Raw genomic sequence first — 22,073 nt, forward strand, 5'->3', positions numbered from 1 at the left:
GCGTGCTGCGACGGGCCGGCTACCGCGTGGATCCGCTTGATTCGGGCTGCTGTGGGATGGCCGGGACGTTCGGCTACGAGTCCGAACACCGCGCGATGAGCGAGGCGATCGGCGAGACGCTCAAGGGCCAGGTCGACGCCAGCGAGGCGGAATCCGTCGTCGCGCCCGGCGCGTCCTGCCGCACGCAACTCAACGATCTCGGGGCGACTATCGACCCGGCGCTGTTCCCCGATCACGACGGGAGCCACGACGAGCCGCCGACGCCGATCGAGGCGCTCGCGGCCGGACTGGCCGGTCGGTAGTCGGGTCGAGGCGGTAGCCGGAATACGATTCGTCGCCGTCGCGGGCGCTCTCGCCCGGCGCGGTTGCAGTCACAGTTGCGGACTCGTTTTCGGAGCCGTCCCCCGGTAGAACAGCCCCGCGCCGAGGAGCGTCAGCCCGCCGACGGTAAGCAGCGGGACGACGTACCCGTTCGTCACGCCCAAGAGGAGGTTCAGCCCGATCGGGACGAGGAAGGCGGTCGCCGCCTCGGCGACCGTGAACACCCCGACGATGGCGGTCGCGTTCGCCGGACCGAACCGCTCGATGATGATCGGCGAGAACAGCGGCGCGATCGCGCCGAGTCCGATCCCGAAGGTCACGAGCAGCACGTACATCAGCGGTTCCGTGCCCGTCCACGGGAGGACGACCATCCCGACCGCCGCGAGCAGCGTTCCGACGGCCAGCGTCACCCGCATCCCGATGCGGTCGGCGAACTCACCGCTGGCGACGCGGGCGACGACGCTGACGCCGCCCACGATGCCGAACGCGGTGGCGGCGACCGCTCGGGAGATCCCGCCGGTGGTGAGAATGCCGACAAGGTCCGCCGAGAGGAGGAAGTACCAACTCCACAGGAGCGCGAAGCCGACGAGGCTGGAGACGAATCGGCCGTCGGTCAGGTTCGACCGGAGCCACGCGACGTCGACCGGTGCGGTACCCTGCGCGCGGAGTTCCGGCGGCCGGCGGTAGACGACGGCGGCGACGAGGATCACGAGCACCGTCGCGCCCCCGACGACGACGAACGCCTCCCGGATGCCCGTCCGTTCGAGCAACCACACCCAGACCGGTGGCAACACGAAAATTCCGAGGCCGTTGCCCGCCATCGTGATCCCCATTGCGCGGCCCTCGTACTGCTCGAACCACTGCGGCACGAGCGAGATGACGATCACGAACATCGTGCCCCCGGCCGTCCCCAATAGCCCGAATACGACCGCGAGCCCGAGATACGACGACGAGATCTGCAAGAGCCCGATCGCGACGCCGAAGACCGCGCCGGCCGTGGCGACCACCGGGCGAAGCGGCACGCGCGCGATCAGGATCCCGATCGTCCCGCCCGCGATGTAGAACGCCGCCGTCGTGATCGAAAAGATGGACGAGAGCCGAAGACTCGACAGTCCGAACGCGTCCCCGAGTGCCTGTGAGTAGACAGTAAACGTGAAGATCACGCCCCAGACGAGCACGAGTACGAGCAGTCCGAGCGCCGCAACGATCCAACTAGTCACCGAATCGAACGCGGAGTCGTGTTCGTCGTTCATCGCTGGGACCTATCGCATCTCGATCGCGGGCGCCTCCGAGAGCCGCCGGACAGCGCCCGCGAATCGAGAGCTCTGGCGTAAGAACCTTCCAGTGTCTCTTATTATTTTCCCATACAGACGTGTGTCCCAAATTGCGGGACGTAACCGGTGCGTCGTCTCACCAGTCGGTACGCGGATTCGACAGCGTAGCCCGACGACAGCCGGTAAAAACGGCTATCTGACCAAACTTTCATTAGTGAATCCCGAGACTCTACGAGTATGGCACTCGAAGGCCAGTCAGGATACAGTATCGACGACGACTGGAGTCAACTCTATATCGGCGGCGAGTGGGTCGGCGCCGAGAGCGGCGAGACGCTCGAAGTCGAGGACCCCTCGACGCGCGAGGTCGTCACGGAGGTCCCCCGCGCCACCGAGGCGGACGTCGACGCCGCCTACGAAGCCGCGGCGGAGGCCCAGTCCGAATGGGCCCAGACGCCGCCGGCCGAGCGCGAACAGCTCATCCACAGCCTCCAGCAGGTGATGGCAGAGCACAAAGAGGAGATCGTCGAGCTCTACACCACCGAAGCGGGCGCGATGCAAGGTGTATCGGACACCGGGTTCGAGCTCACGCAGGACCAGATCGGTGAGGCCGCGACGCTTCCGCGCCGGATGAAGGGCGAGCACGCCGCCTCGAACATCCCCGGCAAGGAGAACATCGTCGAGCGCGAGGCGAAAGGCGTCGTCACGGTCATCTCGCCGTGGAACTTCCCGCTGAACCTCTCCGCGCGCGCTGTCGTCCCCGCTGTCGCGGCCGGTAACACGGTCGTCCTCAAGCCGGCGACGAATACCCCGGTCATCGGCGGACTGCTGTTCGCACGCCTGTTCGAGGAGGCCGGCTTCCCCGAGGGCGTCGTCAACGTCGTCACCGGCAAGGGCTCCGAAATCGGCGACCGCGTCGCTGGCCACGAGGAGAGCGACGTCGTCGCGTTCACCGGTTCGACCGAGGTCGGTCGCCGCGTCGCCGCCACCGCAGCGGAGAACCTCGCCGTCCCGGCGATGGAACTCGGCGGCAACAACGCACACATCGTCACCGACGAGGCCGACGTCGACGCCGCGGTCGACGCCGGCGTCTTCGGGTCGTTCATCCACCAGGGGCAGGTCTGCATCTCCATCAACCGCCACCTCGTCCACGAGGACGTCTACGACGAGTACGTCGAGAAGCTAACCGAGCGCGCCTCCCAGCTCCCGGCCGGGAGCGCTCACGAGCACGTCGTCGTCGGCCCCATCATCGACGAGTCCCAGCGCGACGAGATGCTCGACTACGTCGAGCGGACGGTCGAAGCGGGCGCGACGCTCGAAACCGGCGGCGACGTCGTCGAAATCGACGGCGTCGAGGACTCGCTGGTCGTCGAGCCGACGGTGCTCTCGGATGCGACAAACGATATGGCGGCCGCCTGCAACGAGCACTTCGGCCCCATCGCCCCGGTGATTCCGTTCTCGGACGTCGACGAGGCGATCGAACTCGCAAACGACACCGAGTACGGCCTCTCCGGCTCGGTCCACGCCGGCGACGTCGGCGCGGGCAAGCGCATCGCGAACCAACTCGAGACGGGAATGGTCCACGTCAACGACCAGCCTGTCAACGACGAGGCGCACGTCCCGTTCAGCGGGACGGGCGCGTCGGGCATCGGCGGCTACAACAGCGAGGACTTCCTCGACGAGGTCACCGAGAAGAAGTGGATCTCGCTGCAGCACGAGCCGCGCGAGTTCCCGTTCTAAGATGATCGAAGACGCGGTGTGCGTCGTCGCCGGCGGCGGCAACGGCCTCGGCGAGCAGGCGGCGTACGAACTCGCAGACCACGGCGCGCGCGTCGTGGTCAACGACCTCGGCACCGAGGTCGACGGGACGGGCAGCGACCCGTCCGTCCCCGAGGACGTCGCCGCCGAGATCCGCGAGCGCGGCGGAACCGCGATGGCGCACCACGGCGACGTGAGCGACTTCGCATACGCGGAGACGCTCATCGCGGACACCGTCGCGGAGTACGGCCGCGTCGACTTCGTCTGTAACTTCGCGGGCATTCTCCGGGACGGGCTCAGCTACAAGCTCTCGCCGGAGGACTGGACGGCCGTCATCGAGAACAACCTCACCGGCCAGTTTGCACCGCTCCGCGCCGCCGCCGCCCACTGGCGCGAGGCGAACAAGGCCGCCGGCGACGACGGCTTCGACCGACAGCGCTCGTATCTCGCGGTCAGCGCCGGGGCGGCCCGCGGCAGCCTCGGGCAGGCCAACTACGCTGCGGCGAAAGCAGGGATCCTCGGGATGGTTCGTTCTGTTTCGACTGAACTGGTCCGCTCGGACGTCCGGGTCAACGCCCTGATTCCGAACGGCTACACGCGGATGACCGAGACGGTGCCCGAAGAGCACCGCCCCTACACCGAGGCGGAGATGCCGCCCGAGAAGGTCGCACCGCTCGTCGCGTACCTGGCCAGCGAGCACGCCGAAGACCTCACTGGGTGTACGCTGTACGCCGGGGGCGACCGCGTCGGCGTCTTCTCGGACCCGGCGATGGAGGCCGTCGGCGTCAACCCCGAGGGGTGGACGCTCGATTCGCTCGCCGAGCACTTCCGCGAGGACGTCGCCGCGGACGTCGAGTTGGCGCGGACCGACAGCTACCTGTGAGAACGCGGGCGTTCGGCCCGCTATTCCCGTAATCGTCGGGCGCGTCGGCACCGACGCCGCTCCCCAACCACTGTCGCTCGGAGAGGCGAAAGGCATCTTTTATCACTGATTCCGACGATGAATTGCGTATGCGCTTCGTCCGCTACGACGACGATAAACTCGGACTGCTTACAGACGATGGAGAGGGCGTCATCGACCTCTCGGACCGACTCGGTCTCGAGGGCGACGAGCCGCTCGTCGAGTATATGGAGGGCGACTACGACGCCTCCGAGTACGAAGACGAAGACCCCGACTACGACGTCGAAGACGTCGAGATCGGCTCGCCCGTCGGCCGCCCGGGCAAGGTCATCGCCGCGCCGCTGAACTACGAGAACCACATCGAGGAGGCCATCTCCGACAAGGACATCACCACCGAAGAGTGGTTCTCGATCAAGGACAAGGGCTACTTCCTGAAAGCGCCCTCCAGCGTCGTCGGCCCCGATCACGGCATCGAACTGCCGTTCAACGACCGTCGGACGGACCACGAGATCGAACTCGCGTTCGTAATGGGTGAGGAGGCGAAGGACGTCTCCGCCGAGGAAGCGTGGGATCACATCTTCGGATACACGATCCTGCTCGACATCTCGCTGCGCGGCGACCAGGACCGCTCGAACCGCAAGTCCTACGACACGTTCACCGTCATCGGCCCGTGCGTCGTCACGGCCGACGAGATCGACGACCCCCAGGACCTCCAGATGGAGCTCCAGCTCAACGGCGAGCGCCGCCAGTACGAGAACACCGGCGATATGGTTTACACGTGCGCAGACGTCGTCCAGTACGCCTCCCTCGGCGCGACGCTCGAAGTCGGCGACGTCATCACGACGGGCACGCCCGAAGGCGTGAGCGAACTCCACGACGGCGACACCATCGACGCCGAGATCGAAGACGTCGGCTCGATGACCGTCGACGTCACCGGCCGCGACGTCAGCTACGCCGAGGCCGACGTCCAGAAGGGCGGACAGGAGTAACTCCTTCGCGCCGCTCGCCGCGGCGACGTTCGAACCGTTCTTTGTTCTTTTTCAGGCACAGCCGACAGAGCGGCAGCGCTCCCTCGACGCCCAGTCTATCATAGATCTGCATCTCCGAAAGGTAGGCTTAAGAAAGGTCACGACGAACGACGTGGTATTCGATGTCACTGCTCGAAGTAGATTCGATAGACGTCGCGTACGGCAACGTACAGGTGCTGTGGGACGTGAGCCTCACGGTCGAGGAGGGCGAGACCGTGGCCTTGCTCGGGGCGAACGGGGCTGGAAAGACGACGACGCTGAAGACCATCTGCGGCGACCTCGCCCCGATGGACGGCGAGATCCGCTACAAGGGCGAGTCGATCGGCGACCTCCCACACGAGGAGGTCGTCGCCAAGGGCGTCGCCCACGTCCCCGAGGGCCGCGAGGTGTTCACCGAGAGCACCGTTCGCGAGAACCTCGAACTGGGCGCGTATCTCGATCGCAGTCGGCTGAAAGAGCGCCTCGAAGACATCTACGACATCTTCCCACGGCTCGAAGAGCGCTCGAACCAGCAGGCCGGGACGCTCTCGGGCGGCGAGCAGCAGATGCTCGCGATCGGTCGCGGTCTGATGAGCGAACCCGACCTCCTGCTGCTCGACGAGGCCAGTCTCGGTCTCGCGCCCGTCCTCGTCGACGACGTTTTCGAGGCCATCCAGCGCATCAACGACGAGGGGACGACCGTGCTCCTCGTCGAGCAGGACATCTACAACGCACTCCGCGTCGCCGACCGCGGCTACGTCATCAAGACCGGCGAAATCGCGCTGTCGGGAACGGCCGAAGAACTCGCACGCGACGAACGCGTCGAAGAATCCTACCTCGGCGCCTGAGCGGAGCAGTCTTTTCTGCGATCAGTTTGGCCGTCGCTCACAGTCGCTCTCTCGCGGATCGTCCTGAGAGACCGCCTCGAACCTCCCAGAGCGGTCGCTATGGCGCATCGAGAGCACGGGTCAAACGGAGAAGACGAGAGGCTCGTAACGACGTCGGGGAGTGGGACGCCGACCTACTCGGTCGCGGCGTCCGTGTCGGTGGTTTCCTCGACGAGATACTCCTTGATGAGGCCGTAGAGCCCCGTGGGGAGGAAGATGATGAAGAGGATGATGAGAATTCCCTCGACCGCAGAGGAGAACCCACCAACGATCGCCGAGAGACCGTTGTCGAGGAGTAAGAACAGCGCCGCGCCGAAGAACGGCCCGGCGAAGGTCCCCATTCCGCCGAGAATGACGACGACGAGCGAGTCGATCGTCCACGTGACGGCGAGCGTCGACTGGGCGTTGATGTAGAGCGTGTAGTGGCCGTACAGCGCGCCGGCGATCCCCGCGAAGAACGAGGAGACGACGAACGCGTACATCTTGTACTTCAGCGGATTGACGCCGAGACTGCTCGCGGCGTCCTCGTCGTCGTGGATCGCCTTCATCCCCAGTCCGGCCGGGCCGCGGACGATGACGTACGTGGCCGCGACCGTGATGACCGTGGCGATGAGCGTCAGGAAGAACATCGTATCGCCGTGGGAGACGGCCTCGCCGATCGAGAGGTCGCCGCTGACGTAGTAGCCGGTCGCGCCGCCGGTCAGGTCCCGTCGGTCCAGCATCACCAGTTCGATGACGGCCGCGAGCGCGAGCGTCCCGATGGCGAAGTAGTGGCCGCTCAACCGGAAGATGATCGGCCCGATGACGAGCGAGATGAGCGCCGCGGTGACCCCACCGACGACGACCGCCGCGAGGATCGGCAACTGGATCGATTCGGGGAAGCCCGCTGCGGCAGGCGTCGTCAGCCACGCCGAAACGAACGCGCCCATCCCGAAGAACGCCGCGTGCCCCAGCGAAATCTGGCCGGCGTATCCGGCGAGCAGATTCCAGGAGACGCCGAGCATCACGAAGACGAGACCCGTCAGGATGAGCCCTGTCAGAGAGTCGGTCGTGGTGAACGGGACGACTGCGAGCGCTAGCACGGCGACGACGCCGAGCGCCTGGACGCGACGGTCCTCGGCGAGCGATTCGCCGGGAGCGCGCTGGAAGATGCTCATTACTCACCACCTCCGGAGCTACCGAACAGCCCCTCTGGTTTGACGAGCAGCACGCCCAGGAAGATGAGCAGGCTCACGACGTTGCGGTAGCCGCCACCGAGATAGAGCGCGCCGAGGTTCTCCGAGACGCCGAGCACGAGGCCGCCGACGAGCGTCCCGACGACGCTGCCGACCCCACCGAGGACGACCACGGCGAACGTCTTGAGCAGGTACGACCAGCCGACGTAGGGGTCGATCGGGAACAGCATCGAGAGCAGCGCGCCGGCCGCGCCGGCGAGTGCGGTCCCGATGCCGAGCGTGATGACGTAGATCTGGTCGGTGTCGATGCCCATATACTTCGCCGCCGTGCGGTTCTGGGCGGTCGCGCGGATGGCCTGACCCGTCTTGGTGTACTGCAGGAACGCCCAGGTGGCGACGATGAGCAGGACGGCGACGACGAACGTGACCGTCCGCGGGAACGACATAAACGCGATGCCGATGTCGAACCCGTTGCCGGGAATCCCGATGTCGGCCGTTCGAGCGTCGCCGCCGAGGATGACGCGCCCGAGGTTCTGCAAGACGAGCGCGAGACCGAACAGCACGATGATCGGCTGTTCTAGCCCTTCGTCGACGACGTGCTTGAGCAGCACTTTCTGCAGGAGGACGCCGAGGCCGAACATCAGCGCCATCGCGAGCAGCATCCCGACGAGCGGGGTGATGCCGGTCGCCGTGAACACGAGAATCGCGACGTAGGCGCCGACCATCAGCATATGGCCGTGCGCGAGATTCACGATGTCCATAATTCCGAAGACGAGCGAGAGGCCCAGGGCTGCGAGGGCGTAGATCCCGCCCAACAGCAGCCCGTTGACGACCGACTGCGTCAGAAGATCGCTTGCAACCATCGTCAGGCCGTGGGTACGACGGTGTCCCCCGCGTTCATCGCTCGCTCCACGGCGGGATGGGGTACTTGAAGTCGAGCGCGCGTTCGGAGTCCGTGTTCGGGTACGCGAGCCGCTGGGCGCCCTCCCACCACTGGCCGGTCGGGGCCGTCAGTTGGCCCTCCGTCGGCAGTCCGTTGTCCTCGAAGCCGAACGTGCCGATGACGGTCTGGAACTCCTCGTTGCGGAGCGCCTCCCGAATAGCCTCCGGTTCGACGGAGCCAGCCGCGGCGACGGCCTGTTCGGCGACCTGCGTCAGATTGTACGAGCCGCCGACGTTCGCCGGCATATACTGGCTCTCGGTGTCGTAGGTCGACATATACGTCTCTCGGAGCTGTTGGTTGCCGTTGCCCGTGAGGCCGGGGACCCAGCCGGGACACATCAGCGCGTACGCGCCGTCCTGACCGAGTGCGGACCACCACGCCGAGGGGTCGGCACCGCGGACGAACTTGAGCATCTTCGGCGCCCAGTTGTTCGACTTCATCTGGTTGACTGCGGTGATGCCGCCGCCCGGCGTCGGGTTCGACAGCAGCACCTCGACGTTGGCGCTTTGGGCCTGCGAGATGAGCGTCGAGAAGTCCGAGGCACCGATCTCGAAGGTCTCGCGCATCACGATTTCGTAGCCCGCATCGCCGAGCGTCTCCTCCCAGTAGTCGGCCTGCTCTTTCCCCCACCCGGAGTTGGGCTCCCAGATGCCGATGTTGGTCGGTCGGTTCTCCTCGGGGACGAGTTCGATCGTCCCGAGCGTCGAGCGGGCGACGTCACGGGACTTCGGGAACGGAGCGAACGTCCACTCGTAGTTGCTGTTGCGGTGGGGCTCTTCGTACGCGAAGGCGATGCCGAGGAACGGAAGACCCTGATTCTCGGCGAAGGCACTCCCAGCCGTGACGAGCAGACTGGAGAAGCTCCCCCAGATCATATTCACGTCGTTGTTGCTGACGATGGCCTGGAGCTGTTCGCGCAGCGTCTGGGCGTCGCTCTCGTCGTCTCGGAGGATGAGTTCGACCTCGCGGTCGAGTGTCTCGTTCATCCGCTCGACGCCGAGTTCGTACCCGCGCTTGAGGTCCTGTCCGAGCGAAGAGAAACTCCCGGTCTCGGGGACGGTCCCAGCGATCGTCAGTGGCGTGGTGTCCTCGCCGCTGTCGGTGCTCCCACCGGTTCCCGTCTCGCCACCGCCGTCGCCGTCGCTACCGTCGCCGTCACCGCCGCCACCGCCGAGCGTACACCCAGCGAGGCCAGTTAGTGCGACCGTACCGGAAGCTCCGGCACCTTTGAGATACGTCCGTCGTGGAAATGTGTCATCACGAGCCATACCGTGTGGGACAATAATTATAACGGAATATAAAACTGTATGGTATAGACCGGGTCGTTAACGCGTCTATCCAGTGATATCTCTGAAAGACTATTCTCCGGTAGTTCGCGTCCGCTCTTCTGAAACGATGCCGGACGTCCGAAGCGAGGACGTCCGATCAGGGAGTACTCCGGGAATTACGAGGAGGGTTCGGCTTCGGCGTAGAGGTTGAACGCCTCGAAGACCGGCCGATCGGTCATCGCGAGCAGCGTCGCTTCGCCGTCCGGTTCGTGATGGTGGATCTCGTCCGGCGGGACGATGAAGATGTCCCACTGACTCCACTCGAACGCCTCGTCACCGATGTGGGTCGCGCCCTCACCGTCGATGACGAAGAACACTTCCGTCATATTGTGGAAGTGCGGATCGGTCGCTTCCTGCATCAACTGCGCGCGGAACGACATCGTCGGGAACAGCGGTGGCTGACCCGTCGCCGGGTTGACGTACGAGAGGCTGTAGCCGTCGTTGGGGTCGGGATCGTCGTTGTCGGCGCGCTGGTGGAGCGACTGGACCATATCCGCCCACTTGAAGCGGTACGGCGGCGTCGGCTCCATATTGCCCTCGAACGGACCGGGGATGTCGTCGGATTTCACGTCTTCCTGCGGCCGGCCGCGGCCGTACTGGGACTCCCAGTAGCCCTGGCTCTTCGTGACGGGCTGGCGTTCGAGTTCGTGGTACTCGAAGGTGTTCTTCGCGTTGAGCGAGTCGAGGACGAGCGGGAGGTCGAGGACGTCGAGCCACGCGGCGGTCTCGTCGCCGTCGTTGACGTGGTCGTGCCACTCCCACTGCGGCGTCGTGATGAGGTCGTTGTCCTTCATCGGGAACTCCTCGCCCGCGACGACCGTCTTCATATCTTCGTGGCCGTCGATCGTGAACCGCAGCGCGTTTGCGCCGTGGCGGTGGGAGGGTGCCGTCTCGCCCGGCGACACCGTCTGGACGCCCACGTAGATCGTGTTCGAGATGGCGTTGGCGGTGTTGATCGGGACGGCGACGCGTCGCTGGAATCCCGGTGGCAGATCCGCGATCGGAACGTCGCGCTCGATGGCGTCGATCGCCTCTTGGATGTCTTCCCACTTCCAGATGTCCGCCTCCGGGTCCTCGAGGACGTGTCCCATATTGTCCTCGACTTCCCAGAGCGGCTGGAGATCGTGCTCCTCGAGAATACTCCGGGTGTTGGAACTCATCTCTAGGAGTTCCTCTGGCTCTTGCTCTGCCATAGTGAAATAATTGTGAAACGCGATAATAAGTGTGTTGGACGTGGCCACGCTCCACGATCGGCGAACCGGTCGCTGTGTGCCCTGTGAGGCAGTCAGACACCGCTTTCGCTGTCCGGATCGTCAGTCGCGAACCGATCGCTCAGTCGGTTCTCAGGCTTCCGCTTCTGCTTCCGCGTTCGCTTTGGCCTGCTCGAAGACTTCCTCCGTCGAGAAGACGGCTCGGCAGTCTTCACAGACCATCTGTCGCTGGATCCCGTACTCCCAGAGTTTCCCGCCGCAGTCCAGACAATCGAAGTGGGCCTCGACGAACGGATCCTCCGTCGCGTATGGATTCTCGAACTCCGCCATACCCTCACGTACCAACGTAATTCCTAAAAGCGTATCGCTACCACCGGTGACCGCCACGGCGACTCCGCGCAGAGTTGCAGGCGTTACGGTACGTGTGCACGTCCTGACGTCCCCGATCGAACACTGTCTTCGATCGGGCGTGTGGCCAGCTGCACACACGCGACCGCTGGGTTACAGCCGACAGTATCAGTCGTCGGCGTATTCGAGGAGCGATTCTCTGAGATCCGCGGGCAGTTCGATCGCGCTCCCGCCGCCGACCTCCGCACAGACTCGCTGTTCGTAGCCCTCGAACGCGAGCGTGTCATCGACGTAGGCCTCGTAGTTGAAGCGAACGCTGCGGGTTCCGACGTCCGGCGTCAGCGTGACTCGGACGTCGTCGCCGGCGTTGATGGGGTTTCTGAACTCGAAGTTCATCTCGACCAGCGGCAGCCCGAAGTCGTGCTCCTGCGAGAGCTCCCAGAAGGGGTAGCCGATCTCCTGCATAAACATATCCGACGTCTCGTGGAGCGCGTCCACGATACGCGGATAGTGGGCGATGCCGAAGGGATCGGTGTCCGAGAACCGGACAGTCCAGATACGTTCGAACATTAGTGATCCTCCAGTACGACGAGCGCGTCGAGTGCTATCACTCCATCGGTTGTCGCCAGGACGGGATTGACGTCCAGTTCGGCGATCGGGTGCTCGGTGACGAGGTCGCCGACGGTAGCGATCGCATCCGCGAGCGCGTCGACGTCCGCCGGCTCGCTTCCCCTGTACCCTTCGAGTAGCGGCAGGGACTGGAGTTCCTCGATCGCCGAGCGGGCCTCGGCGCGGTCGATCGGGGCGATCCGGTGGCTCGTGTCCTCGAATATCTCCGTGAACACGCCTCCGAGCCCCGTGAGTACGACCGGCCCAAAGGAGGGATCGCGGATACCGCCGACGATCACTTCCGTGCCGCGGTCGAGGTCCATCGCCTCCTCGACGAGGACGTCGGCGTCGATCCCGCGCTCGTCTGCGGTCGTGAGGATCTCGTCCGCGGCACCGCGAACCGCGTCAGCCGAGTCGAGTCCGACCGCGACACCGATGCCGCCGGCCCAGTCGCTCTTGTGCGTGACCGCGGGCGAGGAGACCTTTACGACGACCGGGTAGCCGATGTCCTCGGCCGCGTCGACGGCGGCGTCGGCGTCGGCACACACCGCGAACGAGGGCGTGTCGATGCCGGCCGACGCGAGGAGTTCCTTCCCCTCGGCCTCGGTCAGCGTGTGACGGCCATCGTCGCGTGCGGCCGCGATGGGCGCCGGCGTCTCCTCACTCATCGGCGCTCACCTCCTGTTCGGCGGCGTCGCCTACAGTGGGCGTGGTCCCGGTCCCACCGTCAGTCGCCGGCTGTCCCGTCTGGAGTTGCGCGTAGCGAGCCAGCGTGCCCGCGGCGTCGGCGGCGCGCTCGGGCGTCGCGAACGTCGGGACGCCCGCGGCTTCGAGCGCCTCGCGCTCCTCGGCGAGCGTCTCCTCGATTCCCTCGGTCGCGAACAGGACCGGCTTGCCGACCCGCTCGGCGAGCCCGTCGAGGTCCTCGACCGGGAGGCCCAGCGCCTCCTCGAACAGTTCGTAGACGAGCACGATGTCGATGCGGTCGTCCTCGGCGACGGCCGTCACGATCTCGCCGAACTCGGGCATCGGCCGACCGGTGTCGACTGGGTTGTCGGCGTAGGTCACGCCCGGCAGGATCTCGTCGACGCGCTCTTGGGTCGATTCCGAGAGCTTCGGCAGCCGGCCGCCGGCGCGCTGGATCCGATCGGTGATGATGATCCCCGGACCGGCCTGCGCGGTGACGACACCGACGTTCGGTCCGTCCGGCGTCGGACAGTCGCCCAGCGCCGCGGCCGCGTCCATCAGGTCGTCGGTGGCGTCGACCGTCGGCGTGCCGTACTGCGCGAAGCCCGCGGTGTAGAGTTCGTGATCGCCCGTGAGCGCGCCCGTGTGGGACTCGGCGAAGTCGCCCACGTCGGATTGACCGACCTTGTAGGCGATGACCGGCGTGTCGCTCGCGCGGCAGGCTTCGAGGAGCCCCCGACCGTCGTCGGTCCCCTCAACGTGCAGGACGATGGCGTCCGTGTTCTCGTCCCCGTCGAAGTACTCGATCGTCTCGGCGAAGCCGACGTTGGCGCGGTTCCCGAGTCCGACCATCGCCGAGATGCCGCGGCCCTGGCGTCGCGACTGGTACGCGAGCGTATGCGCGACGCCACCGCTCTGCGCGAGGATCGCGGTGTTTCCGGCCGGGATCTCCTCGACGCCGCTGGCGAACGAACAGCGGAGGTTCCGCGCGGGCACCAGGAAGCCGCTGGTGTTCGGCCCGAGTAGCGAGATACCGTGTTCATCGGCGATTTCGACGATCGTCTCCTGTAGCTCCTCGCCTTCGTCGCCCGCTTCGGCGAAGCCGCTCGAATAGAGGACGACCGCGCCGACGCCCGCCTCACCGCACTCTTCGAGCACGTCCGGGACGGCCGGCCCCGGGACACAGCAGAGCGCGAGATCCACCTCGCCGTCGATGTCGGTCACTGACGAGACGAACTCCGAGCCGAACAGCTCGCCCGACGCTGAGGGGTTCACCGGATACACCGGTCCGTCGAATAGGGCGGCGTTCGCCATCGCTTCGTACCCGATCTTTCCCTCGACCTTCGAGGCGCCGACGACGGCGACCGCCGAGGGTTCGAACATCTGTGTTAGAGTCACGCTCGCACATATACTCAACACCATCAAAGCGTTTTCCCTACTGTTCACAGTCGGCGACTGTCCGACTCGTTGACGAGCGAACCGTCAGCGAGCAAGCAACCGGGCATCCGGCCGACGTGTCTTCCGCAATGTGACCTGCTTGCACATTCCGTAAGTTTATCTGCGTGGATAGGATACCGATCGATAATGACGTTGTTGGAAGGACGAGGGCTGACGAAGAAGTTCGGCGGGGTCGTCGCCATCGAGGACGTCTCCTTCACTGTCGATCGGGGAGAGGCAGTCGGCCTCATTGGGCCGAACGGAGCAGGAAAGAGTACGCTGTTCCGAACGATCTCGGGAGTCCATCCGCCGACGGAGGGACAGGTGTTCTTCGACGGGGAAGACATCACGGGCAAGACCCAATACGAGATCTGTCACCGCGGACTCGCGAAGACCCACCAGATCGTTCGCCCCTTCGAGAGCCTCTCGCTCCTGGAGAACGTCGCTGTCGGCGCCGAGTTCGGTGGCCGCGAGTTCGACGACACGCGCGGGCGGGCGGCCGAGATGCTCGAGTTCGTCGGCCTCGAAGAGCAGATGCACGCCGATCCGGGCGAACTCAGCGTCGGTCAGCTCAAACGCCTCGAAATTGCCCGCGTGCTCGCGACTGACCCCGAGATCGTCCTCTTCGACGAGGTCGCCGGCGGGCTCGACCCCGAGGAGACCGAAGGCATCATCGACCTCGTCGGCGACATCATCGACGAGGGCAAGACCGTCTTCCTCATCGACCACGTGATGCGCGCGCTGATGACCGTCAGCGAACGCGTGATGGTGCTGGACAACGGGAAACTCATCGCCGAAGGCACGCCCGAAGAGATTCAAAACGACGACCAGGTCATCGAGGCCTACCTCGGCGAACACGCCGGCAAGGACCTCTCCGACGCGGTCGCTGGCGACTGATCGGGGTTATCGCAACCGCTGTGCGCGGTCGCTGTTTCGCTTCGTTCTCCCTCGTTTTCAGTTCCGAAACGGACGGCGTTGCATCCAACGACAGCCGCGTCCGTCGCCCGCGACTACCGCTTGCCGGCGAAGTCGACGAACGCCGCGATCTTTTCGCTCGCGTCCTCGGTCACGCTCGATCCGTGAAAGACGAGGCCGACGTCGAAATCGTATTCGAGGAGGTTCGACAGTTCCGCGTCGGCGGTCGCGAGGTCTTCGGAGTAGTACGCCGTCGGCAGGACGAAGTAGCCGGCCGGGAGCCCGCGGGCGTCCGATCCGAACAGCGCGTCCCCAATGACGGCGATCCCACGCGACTCGTCGACCAGCGAGTGGTGGCCCGTCGCGTGCCCGGCGACGGACACAGCAGTGAACGGCCCGACGGGGTCACCGTCGCCGAAGCGGTGATCCACGTCGACGTCGACCTCGACGCCCTCAGGAACCCACGTTTCGAGGTCGAAGCGCGCGACGAGGCCGGCGAGACCGCCCACGTGGTCGGGATCACCGTGCGTGATGACGACCCGCTCGGGCGTGATACCCAGTTCTTCGGCGGCGCCAGCGACGACGTCGACGGTGTCCTCGAAGCCGGCGTCGACGAGCGTTGGCGTCTCGCCGTCGAAGAGGAAGACGCGCCAGCGCGCGTCGTCGGCGATCTTCACGGTGATGTCGTACACGTCCGGTGCGATCTCTGTGATGTCTCGCGCTTCTGTCATCGTCTCTGCATACGCCACCGTCCTTGATAAACGTACACCGGCGACGGGGTCAGTGGTGACTGTGCGGCGGCGAGCGCATCGACAATCTCATTGTGGTCCACGGTGACACGAGTGACAACGAATACGTATGTCTGATGGAATTTCGGCTCGGGCATCCGAGACGCTCCCGGTCGATGCGGCCTGGCTCGCTCTCCCGGCGGGCCTCCTCGCGGCGGGCAGCGTCGTCCAGTTCGCGCCGTTGGCGCCCGACGCCGCGCGGATGCTCGCGATCACGCTCTTCTGTGTCGTGCTGTGGATTGGCTCGCCGGTCGACCCGTGGTTCACCGCGCTGCTCGGCATCGGCCTGATCGGCGTCGGCTTCTCGACGGAACTCGCGCTGACGGGCTTTCGCTCGCCGGCGACGTGGCTCGTCGTCGTCGGCCTGCTGATCGGCGAAGCCGCGAGCGCGAGCGGTCTGGCAGAACTCGTCGAGCGGACGGCGCTGTCGTGGATGCCCGATCGCATCGCCACCGACGCGGTCGCCGTCTACCGGTATCTGCTCGTCGTCCTCTCGGTCGGGAGCCTCGCTCTCGCGGTGCTCGTCCCCTCCTCGCTCGTCCGGGTACTCATTCTTGCACCGATCCTCAGCTCGATGGGCGATATGTTCGAAGAGCGCGGCGCTAAGATCGGCATCTTCCTCGGCCCGCTCTTTGCGACGTACTACGGCGCCTCGGGGATTCTGACCGGAGCGCTCCCGAACATCATCGTCACGGGACTCGTCGAGTCCGGCGGCGGCCCGGCGATCAGTTGGACCCAGTGGACGCTGTGGATGGGACCTATAATGGGGGTCGGGCGCGTCGTCGTCGTCGTCGCCGTCACGTATCTGCTGTATCGACCCAGTGACCGCGAGGCGATAGCATCGCTCGGACAGCGCGGATCGAAAGGGCTCTCCTCGCGTGAGCGCCGAATGCTCGCGTTCCTGCTCGTCGGTGTCGCGATCTGGGCGACAGACTTCGTTCACGGCCTGCACCCGCTCTTCGGCGCGGTCGTGGTCGCGCTGCTCTCGTTCACCCCCCGGATCGGCGTCATCGACCACGAGGCGATCGGCGAGACGGACTTCTCGATCCTCTTTTTCCTCGGCGCGATCTTCGCCATCGCCGAAGGCCTCCAGCGGACGAACTTCACCGACCTCGCCGCGGAGACGCTGCTGTCGTATCTCCCCGCGGACCCGTCGCTGCCGCTCGTGCTCGTCTTCGTCGTGGCGGTCTCAATGCTCCTGGCGTTCGTGATGGAGGGGATGGCCGTCGCGAGCGTCATCACGCCCATTTTCGTCACGTTCGCGAACAGTGCCGGTGTGCCGCTCGTTCCGGTCGCGATGATCGAGAGCGTGGCACTGAACGCCTACTTCTTCCCGTACCAGTCGGCCGTCCTCGTCGCGATCCTCGGTCTCGGCGTCGTCGACTCGGTCGAACTGAGCCGGATGGCGAGCGTCTGTACGATCGCGACGCTCGTGTTCTTGGTCCCGATCCAGATCGCGCTGTTCGTACTCTTCTTTTGAATCTCCGCCGATTCCGCTCGGGGTCGGCAGCGCTTCGGCCCAGAAAAGCACAGTCGCTGCAGCCGGATCTTCGTGGCTGAAAGCTCGCGTTAGGAGAAGTGCTTTTCGACCAACTGCTCGCGCATAATTGTCCCCGTATCCGTCCGCGGGAGCGTATCGTGGGTGATCGCGTACTCGCGGGGACGCTTGAAGTCCGCCAGGCCGTCGTGCTGCAGACAGTACTGGTCGAGATCCTCGTCTGAGACGTCCGCTCCCTCTGCGACGACCACGACGGCCGTGACGACCTCGCCCCACTGGTCGTCGTCCCGACCGAACACGCACGCCTCCTCGACGTCCGGGTGATTGCCGAGGACGCGTTCGACCTCGGCGGGGTAGACGTTCTCGCCGCCGCTGACGATCATATTGTCGACGCGGTCGACGATGTAGAGGTAGCCCTCCTCGTCGACGCGGGCGACGTCCCGCGTCCGGAGCCACCCGTCGAAGTACGTCTTCTCGTCGGCGTCGGGGTTGTCGATGTAGCCGTCCGACATCCCCGGACCACGGGCGATGATCTCGCCGCGTTCGCCAGCATCGACTGTCGCCTCGGGGTCGGGATCCTCGGCGAGCGAGACGGACTCGACGACGCGGATCTCCCAGGAGAACGACTCCTTGCCGATCGTCCCCGGGTGCTCCGCCTGAACTTCCGGGTGCGCGAACGTCAGGTCCGGTCCGGCTTCCGTCATCCCGTAGGTGTTGTACACGTGCTCGCTGAGGTACTCGTGAGTCTCCTCGATGAGGTCGTCGGTGACGATCGATCCGCCGGTGCGGATGTACGACAACGAGTCGGTGTCGTAGGGCTCGCCGCCCTCGCGCTGGATGCCGTTGAGAGCTTTGAGCTGTGTGGGGACGGCCAGCAGGCCGGTCACGTCGTGGTCGTCGATGAGTTCGAGCGCTTCTTCGGGGTCGAACGCCGAGTGCAGGACGACGGTCGCGCCCGCGACGAAGTGCGGATAGAGCCACGCGTCGGTCGTGACCATATGGTACCACGGCGAGGTACACAGCGCGACGTCGGTCTCGTCGATGCCGTGCTCCATTATCACCTGGATCGCACCGTACCAGAGCTTTTCTTGGTCGAACGAGACGGCTTTCGGGACGCTCGTCGTCCCGCTCGTGTACAGGACGGCACACTCATCACCCGCCGGGAGCGACGCGTCGAGATCGGCGTCGGTGTCGGCGAGGACCGCCTCGTAGGATTCGACGTTCTCGTGGTCGACGTCCCGGTCGCCGGCGTGGATGGCGACGTCGAACGCGCCACGGTCGAGGAGTTCCAGCGCGTCGTCGGCGTTGGCGTCGTCGAAGAGGAGCGCTTCCGCCGCCGCGGTCTCGGACATCCGTTCCAGTTCGCCGACGGTCGCCCGATAGGAGAGTTGCGCCGTCGCGACGCCCCGTTTGTTGCCGGCCAGCATCGCCTCGATCGCTGACACGTGATTGATTGCGAGCACGGCGCACCGCTCGGTACCGACCCGTTCTGTGAGCGCGTTCGCCAGCCGCGTGCTCCGCTCGTCCAGTTCGGCGTACGTGAACGAACGGCCGTCGTCGGTCACGAGGGCGAGTTTGTCGGGATAACAGCGGACCGTCCGTTCGAGGGCGTCACCAAGTCTCATAGTAGGTCTGTTAGAAACCACCAAGCCTACCGCGACATTAATTGTTTTGATTGTCCCACACCAGCATTTGCACGTTTCAGCCGCCGAGACGGCTCGATACGGGCTGTATACAGTATTGTTTGCGGCGGACGACGTGCGATATCGGCCCCGCAGGGACGCCAAGACGACGCGTCGCACTTATCACCGACGGCACGGAATCGGCGCGTATGGCACCGACGTGGGAGGACTTCGGCGCGCTCGGCCGCCTGCTCGCGTACGTCCGACCGACGTTTATGCTCCCCGCAATCGGGATGTCCGTCTACGGTGCCGCGCTCGCTCCCGCGTCGTCGTTCGATCTCGTCCTCGCCGTGCTCCACGCCGTGACTGTCGGCCTCGCGCTGTTCGTCGCACACCTTCGGGACGGACTCGTCGACGGCCACCAACGTGGCGAGGAAACGCCGCTGCTCTCCGTCGCAGGGTTTCGCTGGAGCATCGGCGTCGGCGCCGCCGTCGTCCTCGCGCTCGCCGCGATACTGCTGGTCGTTGGAGGCGTGATCGCCGCGGCCTCCGCCATCGCGCTGCTCGCGCTCGCACTGTTGCACGCGCCATACCTCGATCGACACCCGCTGACGGTGACAGTGGACTATCCGTTCGGGATTGGTATCGCGCTCGTTGGCGGCTCCGCGACGCAGACCGGCGGCGTCGCCGTGGCGGTCGTCGCCGTCGCAGCCGCCTTCGGCGCGTTGCTCTCCGGCATCAAGATCGGGATCGACCGCCTCGACGCGGCGTTCGATAGCACCATCGACAAGCGGACGATCCCCGTCGCGTACGGGGCCGCGAACGCTGACAGAATCGCGTTCGGCGTCTTCGGCGGGACTGCGCTCCTCACTGCTGGGTTCGGGGCCGCTGGCGTCGCCGGTGTGGTCGCACTCGTTCCGACGTTCGCGTTCGCCGCTGCGGCCGTCCCAGTCGGGTGTCTCGCGGCGACGGCGCTCGCGACCGACGAGCGCGCCGTCCAGATCCAGATGGCACTCACGTACGTCTTCGCCGTGCTCCTGTTTCTGTCGGCGTGCGGCGGCGAGTGTGCGGGCCTCGACCTCTTGCAGCGGGCGCTCGAAGTGCGCTCCGGCTCCTAGGGTCGGAACGACACTCAGCGATATGCGAGCGTCAGGTCGATCTCGTCGGTCGCCGCTCGCAGGTGATCGAGAATCTCGCCCTCACACCGCTCTTTCGACATCCGGTGGGCGGGCCCGGCGACGCTCAGCGCGCCCTGTATCTCGCCGTTGACCATCAGCGGAACGCCGATCGCCTGGATCCCCTCGAGGTCCTCACTGAGGTTGAGTGCGTAGCCCTGCTCGCGGATCTGTTCGAGTTCGTCGTAGAGACGCTCCCGATCGGTGATCGTGTTCTCCGTGCGTGCAGGGAGCCCGTGCTCGTCGACGATCCGTTCGACTTCCTCGTCCGGCAGGTGCGCGAGGATCGCTTTCCCGCCGGAGTTGAAGTGCATATGGACCTGCGTGCCCAGAATCGTGTTGACGTCGATGTCGTTGTCGCCGCCGCGGCCGTAGACGTAGATCGCTTTGCCGTTCTGATGGGTGATGAGCCACGACATCTCGCCAGTCTCCGCTTCGAGTCGGTCGACGGCGAACATCCCCGACTGGAAGATGTCGAGTTGGCTGCGGACGTACTGCCCGTACTCGAAGAACTTCAGCCCGAGGTGGTACTGTTGGCCTCGTTTGACGACCAGGCCACGGTCCCGCAGCGTCGTCAGGTGACCGTGAACCGTGCTCTTGGCGATATCGAGCCCCGCAGCCAGTTCGGTGACTCCGGCACCGTCGAGATCTTGGATGTGTTCGACGATGTCGAATAACGTCTCGTCGGACTTGATCCCTCGTCCTTCGCTCGGTCCCTGCTCCATACTAACTCTCACTGGACGATAGACAAGTATTTGTCGTGTACGTGGCAGTCGGTACTTCACCACAATTTCACCGGTAGGCAGAGTAATTATTCGATGGCATCGAACACAGAAGCAGTACAGCAGCGAACATAACAACCGTACGGGTGTTACCACGAGCGTGTTCGAGATTTCCGAACGAGATTCTCGATCGAGCGCGCGAAATTCGACAGTTCAGCTATGTTCACTCGTTGCACGACAAACAATCCCGTGTTAAGGGACAGCAGTTTGTTCGACAGCATCGAACAGATCAGGGCGAGGCGTCTCGCCCTAACCCGGCGTCGCGGAACCGTGCAGCCAGTTCGACGTACGTCTCGTTCGTCTCCTCGATCTGCGCCAGTTGTGAGTCGGTGAGAGGACGCGTTTCCGCGGGCGTGCCGTACGCCAAGTGTCCAGAGGGAATGGTCTGATCTTGCAGTACGACTGCGTTGGCGGCGACGATACAGTGATCTTCGACGGTCGCACCACCCATCACCGCGCTCTGCATCCCGATCAGCGAGTGATCCTCGACGTCGGCGTAGTCGACGACGGCCCCGTGGCCGACGGTCACGTTGTCGCCTAGCGACGCGCCGTGAAGCGTCGTGAACTCCTGGACGTTCGTCTCTTTCCCCACGTCGACCATCGTCCCGTGGCCACGCAAGCAGACGTACGGCCAGATGCTCGCTCGCTCGTCGACGGCGACGTCGCCCACGAGATACGCCATCTCGGAGACGAAGGCGCTGTCTGCGACATCGGGTTCGGACCCCTCGAACGCTCGTTGCATACGTCTGCTACCCAGATCCGTGAGTATAAACCCAGGTGGCGTCCGGTGACGTACGGTGTCCGCTCTGCCGTCCCGTTATCCGGAACAAATTTCGATCACGTCGAACAGCGTTCGGGAGAGTGCGGTACGGTCGTCGGATCCGAAGCGGGGAATCACCGAACTCACCGCCGAAATATAAGTAGGTGGCCGATGCAGAGAGGGTATGGTTCGAGTACTACTCGCACTCGACGACGACATCCCGCAGGCGCACGCACAGACGAACGCGATCGAAGATATGGTCGAGACGGCCAGCGGCGCGGAAGTGTTCATCCTGCACGTCTTCAGCGACAATCCAGAAGGCGCGTCAGTCCAGCAGGTCGAAGCGGTCCGCGAAGCCCAAGACCGACTCGAAGCCCTCGGCGTCGACGTCGAACTGCTCGAAGCGAGCGGGTCGCCCTCCGAAGAGATTCTGGAGTACGCAGCGGAGTACGACGTGGATCAGATCTGCGTCGGCGGTCGAAAGCGCTCGCCGGCGGGGAAAGCCCTCTTCGGCAGCGTGACGCAGGACGTGATTCTCGGGACACACAAACCCGTGCTCGTCTGCGGAAGCGAAGAGGAAGACGAAGAGTAACTCGGCGCAGGGCCGTTCGACCCCGTTCTGCTCGCCGCTCGTCCGAGATATCCGACGA

At 65.2% G+C, this 22,073-nt stretch carries 22 protein-coding genes; 9 read left to right on the plus strand and 13 right to left on the minus strand.

Features of this window, described 5'->3' with window-relative positions; all coding sequences use genetic code 11:
- A partial coding sequence (locus tag D3D02_RS11790) for a heterodisulfide reductase-related iron-sulfur binding cluster (protein ID WP_147435609.1) occupies window positions 1–302 on the plus strand: 302 nt, incomplete at its 5' end.
- Window positions 303–371: 69 nt separating this feature from the next.
- On the opposite strand, the gene D3D02_RS11795 is transcribed toward D3D02_RS11790, so the two are convergent.
- Complete coding sequence (locus D3D02_RS11795) at window positions 372–1,574, minus strand: MFS transporter (protein ID WP_121570196.1); 1,203 nt, start codon at window positions 1,572–1,574, stop codon at window positions 372–374.
- Between the two features lie 258 nt (window positions 1,575–1,832).
- Between D3D02_RS11795 and D3D02_RS11800 the strand changes: the two genes are divergently transcribed.
- The 4 genes from D3D02_RS11800 (at window position 1,833) to D3D02_RS11815 (ending at window position 6,106) form a co-directional block, all read left to right on the plus strand.
- Complete coding sequence (locus tag D3D02_RS11800; protein ID WP_121570197.1) at window positions 1,833–3,332, plus strand: aldehyde dehydrogenase family protein; 1,500 nt, start codon at window positions 1,833–1,835, stop codon at window positions 3,330–3,332.
- 1 nt (window position 3,333) lies between these two features.
- Complete coding sequence (locus tag D3D02_RS11805; RefSeq protein ID WP_121570198.1) at window positions 3,334–4,233, plus strand: SDR family oxidoreductase; 900 nt, start codon at window positions 3,334–3,336, stop codon at window positions 4,231–4,233.
- A 128-nt stretch (window positions 4,234–4,361) separates the two neighbouring features.
- Window positions 4,362–5,240, plus strand: a complete 879-nt coding sequence (locus tag D3D02_RS11810) for a fumarylacetoacetate hydrolase family protein (protein ID WP_121570199.1) — start codon at window positions 4,362–4,364, stop codon at window positions 5,238–5,240.
- 167 nt (window positions 5,241–5,407) lie between these two features.
- On the plus strand, window positions 5,408–6,106 hold the full coding sequence (locus D3D02_RS11815) for an ABC transporter ATP-binding protein (RefSeq protein ID WP_199723086.1): 699 nt from the start codon (window positions 5,408–5,410) through the stop codon (window positions 6,104–6,106).
- Window positions 6,107–6,279: 173 nt separating this feature from the next.
- Here D3D02_RS11815 and D3D02_RS11820 read toward each other — a convergent pair whose 3' ends face one another.
- From D3D02_RS11820 to D3D02_RS11855, 8 genes are all read right to left on the minus strand, one after another.
- Window positions 6,280–7,302, minus strand: a complete 1,023-nt coding sequence (locus tag D3D02_RS11820) for a branched-chain amino acid ABC transporter permease (RefSeq protein WP_121570201.1) — start codon at window positions 7,300–7,302, stop codon at window positions 6,280–6,282.
- Window positions 7,302–8,183, minus strand: a complete 882-nt coding sequence (locus tag D3D02_RS11825) for a branched-chain amino acid ABC transporter permease (RefSeq protein ID WP_121570202.1) — start codon at window positions 8,181–8,183, stop codon at window positions 7,302–7,304. The genes D3D02_RS11820 and D3D02_RS11825 overlap by 1 nt, the downstream gene beginning before the upstream one ends.
- Before the next feature lie 34 nt (window positions 8,184–8,217).
- Window positions 8,218–9,531, minus strand: a complete 1,314-nt coding sequence (locus tag D3D02_RS11830) for an amino acid ABC transporter substrate-binding protein (protein ID WP_121570203.1) — start codon at window positions 9,529–9,531, stop codon at window positions 8,218–8,220.
- Between the two features lie 176 nt (window positions 9,532–9,707).
- Window positions 9,708–10,784, minus strand: coding sequence for a cupin domain-containing protein (locus D3D02_RS11835; protein WP_233560647.1), 1,077 nt, complete (start codon window positions 10,782–10,784; stop codon window positions 9,708–9,710).
- A 150-nt stretch (window positions 10,785–10,934) separates the two neighbouring features.
- A complete protein-coding gene (locus D3D02_RS11840; protein ID WP_121570204.1) occupies window positions 10,935–11,132 on the minus strand; it encodes a hypothetical protein in 198 nt (65 codons plus the stop codon).
- Window positions 11,133–11,318: 186 nt separating this feature from the next.
- The gene (locus D3D02_RS11845) at window positions 11,319–11,720 is read right to left on the minus strand and encodes a thioesterase family protein (protein WP_121570205.1); all 402 of its coding nucleotides are present in this window, start codon (window positions 11,718–11,720) and stop codon (window positions 11,319–11,321) included.
- Window positions 11,720–12,427, minus strand: coding sequence for an acetate--CoA ligase family protein (locus D3D02_RS11850; protein ID WP_121570206.1), 708 nt, complete (start codon window positions 12,425–12,427; stop codon window positions 11,720–11,722). Before D3D02_RS11850 ends, D3D02_RS11845 begins: the two co-directional genes overlap by 1 nt.
- On the minus strand, window positions 12,420–13,844 hold the full coding sequence (locus D3D02_RS11855; RefSeq protein WP_121570349.1) for a CoA-binding protein: 1,425 nt from the start codon (window positions 13,842–13,844) through the stop codon (window positions 12,420–12,422). The genes D3D02_RS11850 and D3D02_RS11855 overlap by 8 nt, the downstream gene beginning before the upstream one ends.
- A gap of 186 nt (window positions 13,845–14,030) precedes the next feature.
- Between D3D02_RS11855 and D3D02_RS11860 the strand changes: the two genes are divergently transcribed.
- The gene (locus D3D02_RS11860) at window positions 14,031–14,780 is read left to right on the plus strand and encodes an ABC transporter ATP-binding protein (protein ID WP_121570207.1); all 750 of its coding nucleotides are present in this window, start codon (window positions 14,031–14,033) and stop codon (window positions 14,778–14,780) included.
- Window positions 14,781–14,893: 113 nt separating this feature from the next.
- On the opposite strand, the gene D3D02_RS11865 is transcribed toward D3D02_RS11860, so the two are convergent.
- Window positions 14,894–15,529 carry an MBL fold metallo-hydrolase gene (locus D3D02_RS11865; RefSeq protein ID WP_199723077.1) on the minus strand — a complete coding sequence of 212 codons (636 nt, stop codon included), beginning with the start codon at window positions 15,527–15,529 and terminating at the stop codon, window positions 14,894–14,896.
- 127 nt (window positions 15,530–15,656) lie between these two features.
- On the opposite strand from D3D02_RS11865, the gene D3D02_RS11870 reads away from it, so the two are divergent.
- Window positions 15,657–17,066 (plus strand): SLC13 family permease, encoded by a 1,410-nt coding sequence (locus tag D3D02_RS11870; RefSeq protein ID WP_199723078.1) that lies wholly within the window; start codon window positions 15,657–15,659, stop codon window positions 17,064–17,066.
- Window positions 17,067–17,155: 89 nt separating this feature from the next.
- Here D3D02_RS11870 and D3D02_RS11875 read toward each other — a convergent pair whose 3' ends face one another.
- Window positions 17,156–18,709, minus strand: a complete 1,554-nt coding sequence (locus tag D3D02_RS11875) for a class I adenylate-forming enzyme family protein (RefSeq protein ID WP_121570208.1) — start codon at window positions 18,707–18,709, stop codon at window positions 17,156–17,158.
- A 206-nt stretch (window positions 18,710–18,915) separates the two neighbouring features.
- Here D3D02_RS11875 and D3D02_RS11880 point away from each other — a divergent pair, with 206 nt between their 5' ends.
- Window positions 18,916–19,824 carry a prenyltransferase gene (locus D3D02_RS11880; RefSeq protein WP_121570209.1) on the plus strand — a complete coding sequence of 303 codons (909 nt, stop codon included), beginning with the start codon at window positions 18,916–18,918 and terminating at the stop codon, window positions 19,822–19,824.
- Window positions 19,825–19,838: 14 nt separating this feature from the next.
- Here the strand turns inward: D3D02_RS11880 and D3D02_RS11885 are convergent, their stop codons facing one another.
- Both D3D02_RS11885 and D3D02_RS11890 read right to left on the minus strand, forming a co-directional pair.
- Window positions 19,839–20,606, minus strand: coding sequence for an IclR family transcriptional regulator (locus D3D02_RS11885; protein WP_121570210.1), 768 nt, complete (start codon window positions 20,604–20,606; stop codon window positions 19,839–19,841).
- Between the two features lie 286 nt (window positions 20,607–20,892).
- A complete protein-coding gene (locus D3D02_RS11890; RefSeq protein WP_121570211.1) occupies window positions 20,893–21,405 on the minus strand; it encodes a gamma carbonic anhydrase family protein in 513 nt (170 codons plus the stop codon).
- Between the two features lie 202 nt (window positions 21,406–21,607).
- Here D3D02_RS11890 and D3D02_RS11895 point away from each other — a divergent pair, with 202 nt between their 5' ends.
- Window positions 21,608–22,015 (plus strand): universal stress protein, encoded by a 408-nt coding sequence (locus tag D3D02_RS11895; protein WP_121570212.1) that lies wholly within the window; start codon window positions 21,608–21,610, stop codon window positions 22,013–22,015.
- Window positions 22,016–22,073 lie beyond the last annotated feature (58 nt).

It is taken from the genome of Halobellus sp. Atlit-38R (genome assembly GCF_003665925.1).
GTDB lineage: Archaea > Halobacteriota > Halobacteria > Halobacteriales > Haloferacaceae > Haloquadratum > Haloquadratum inordinatus.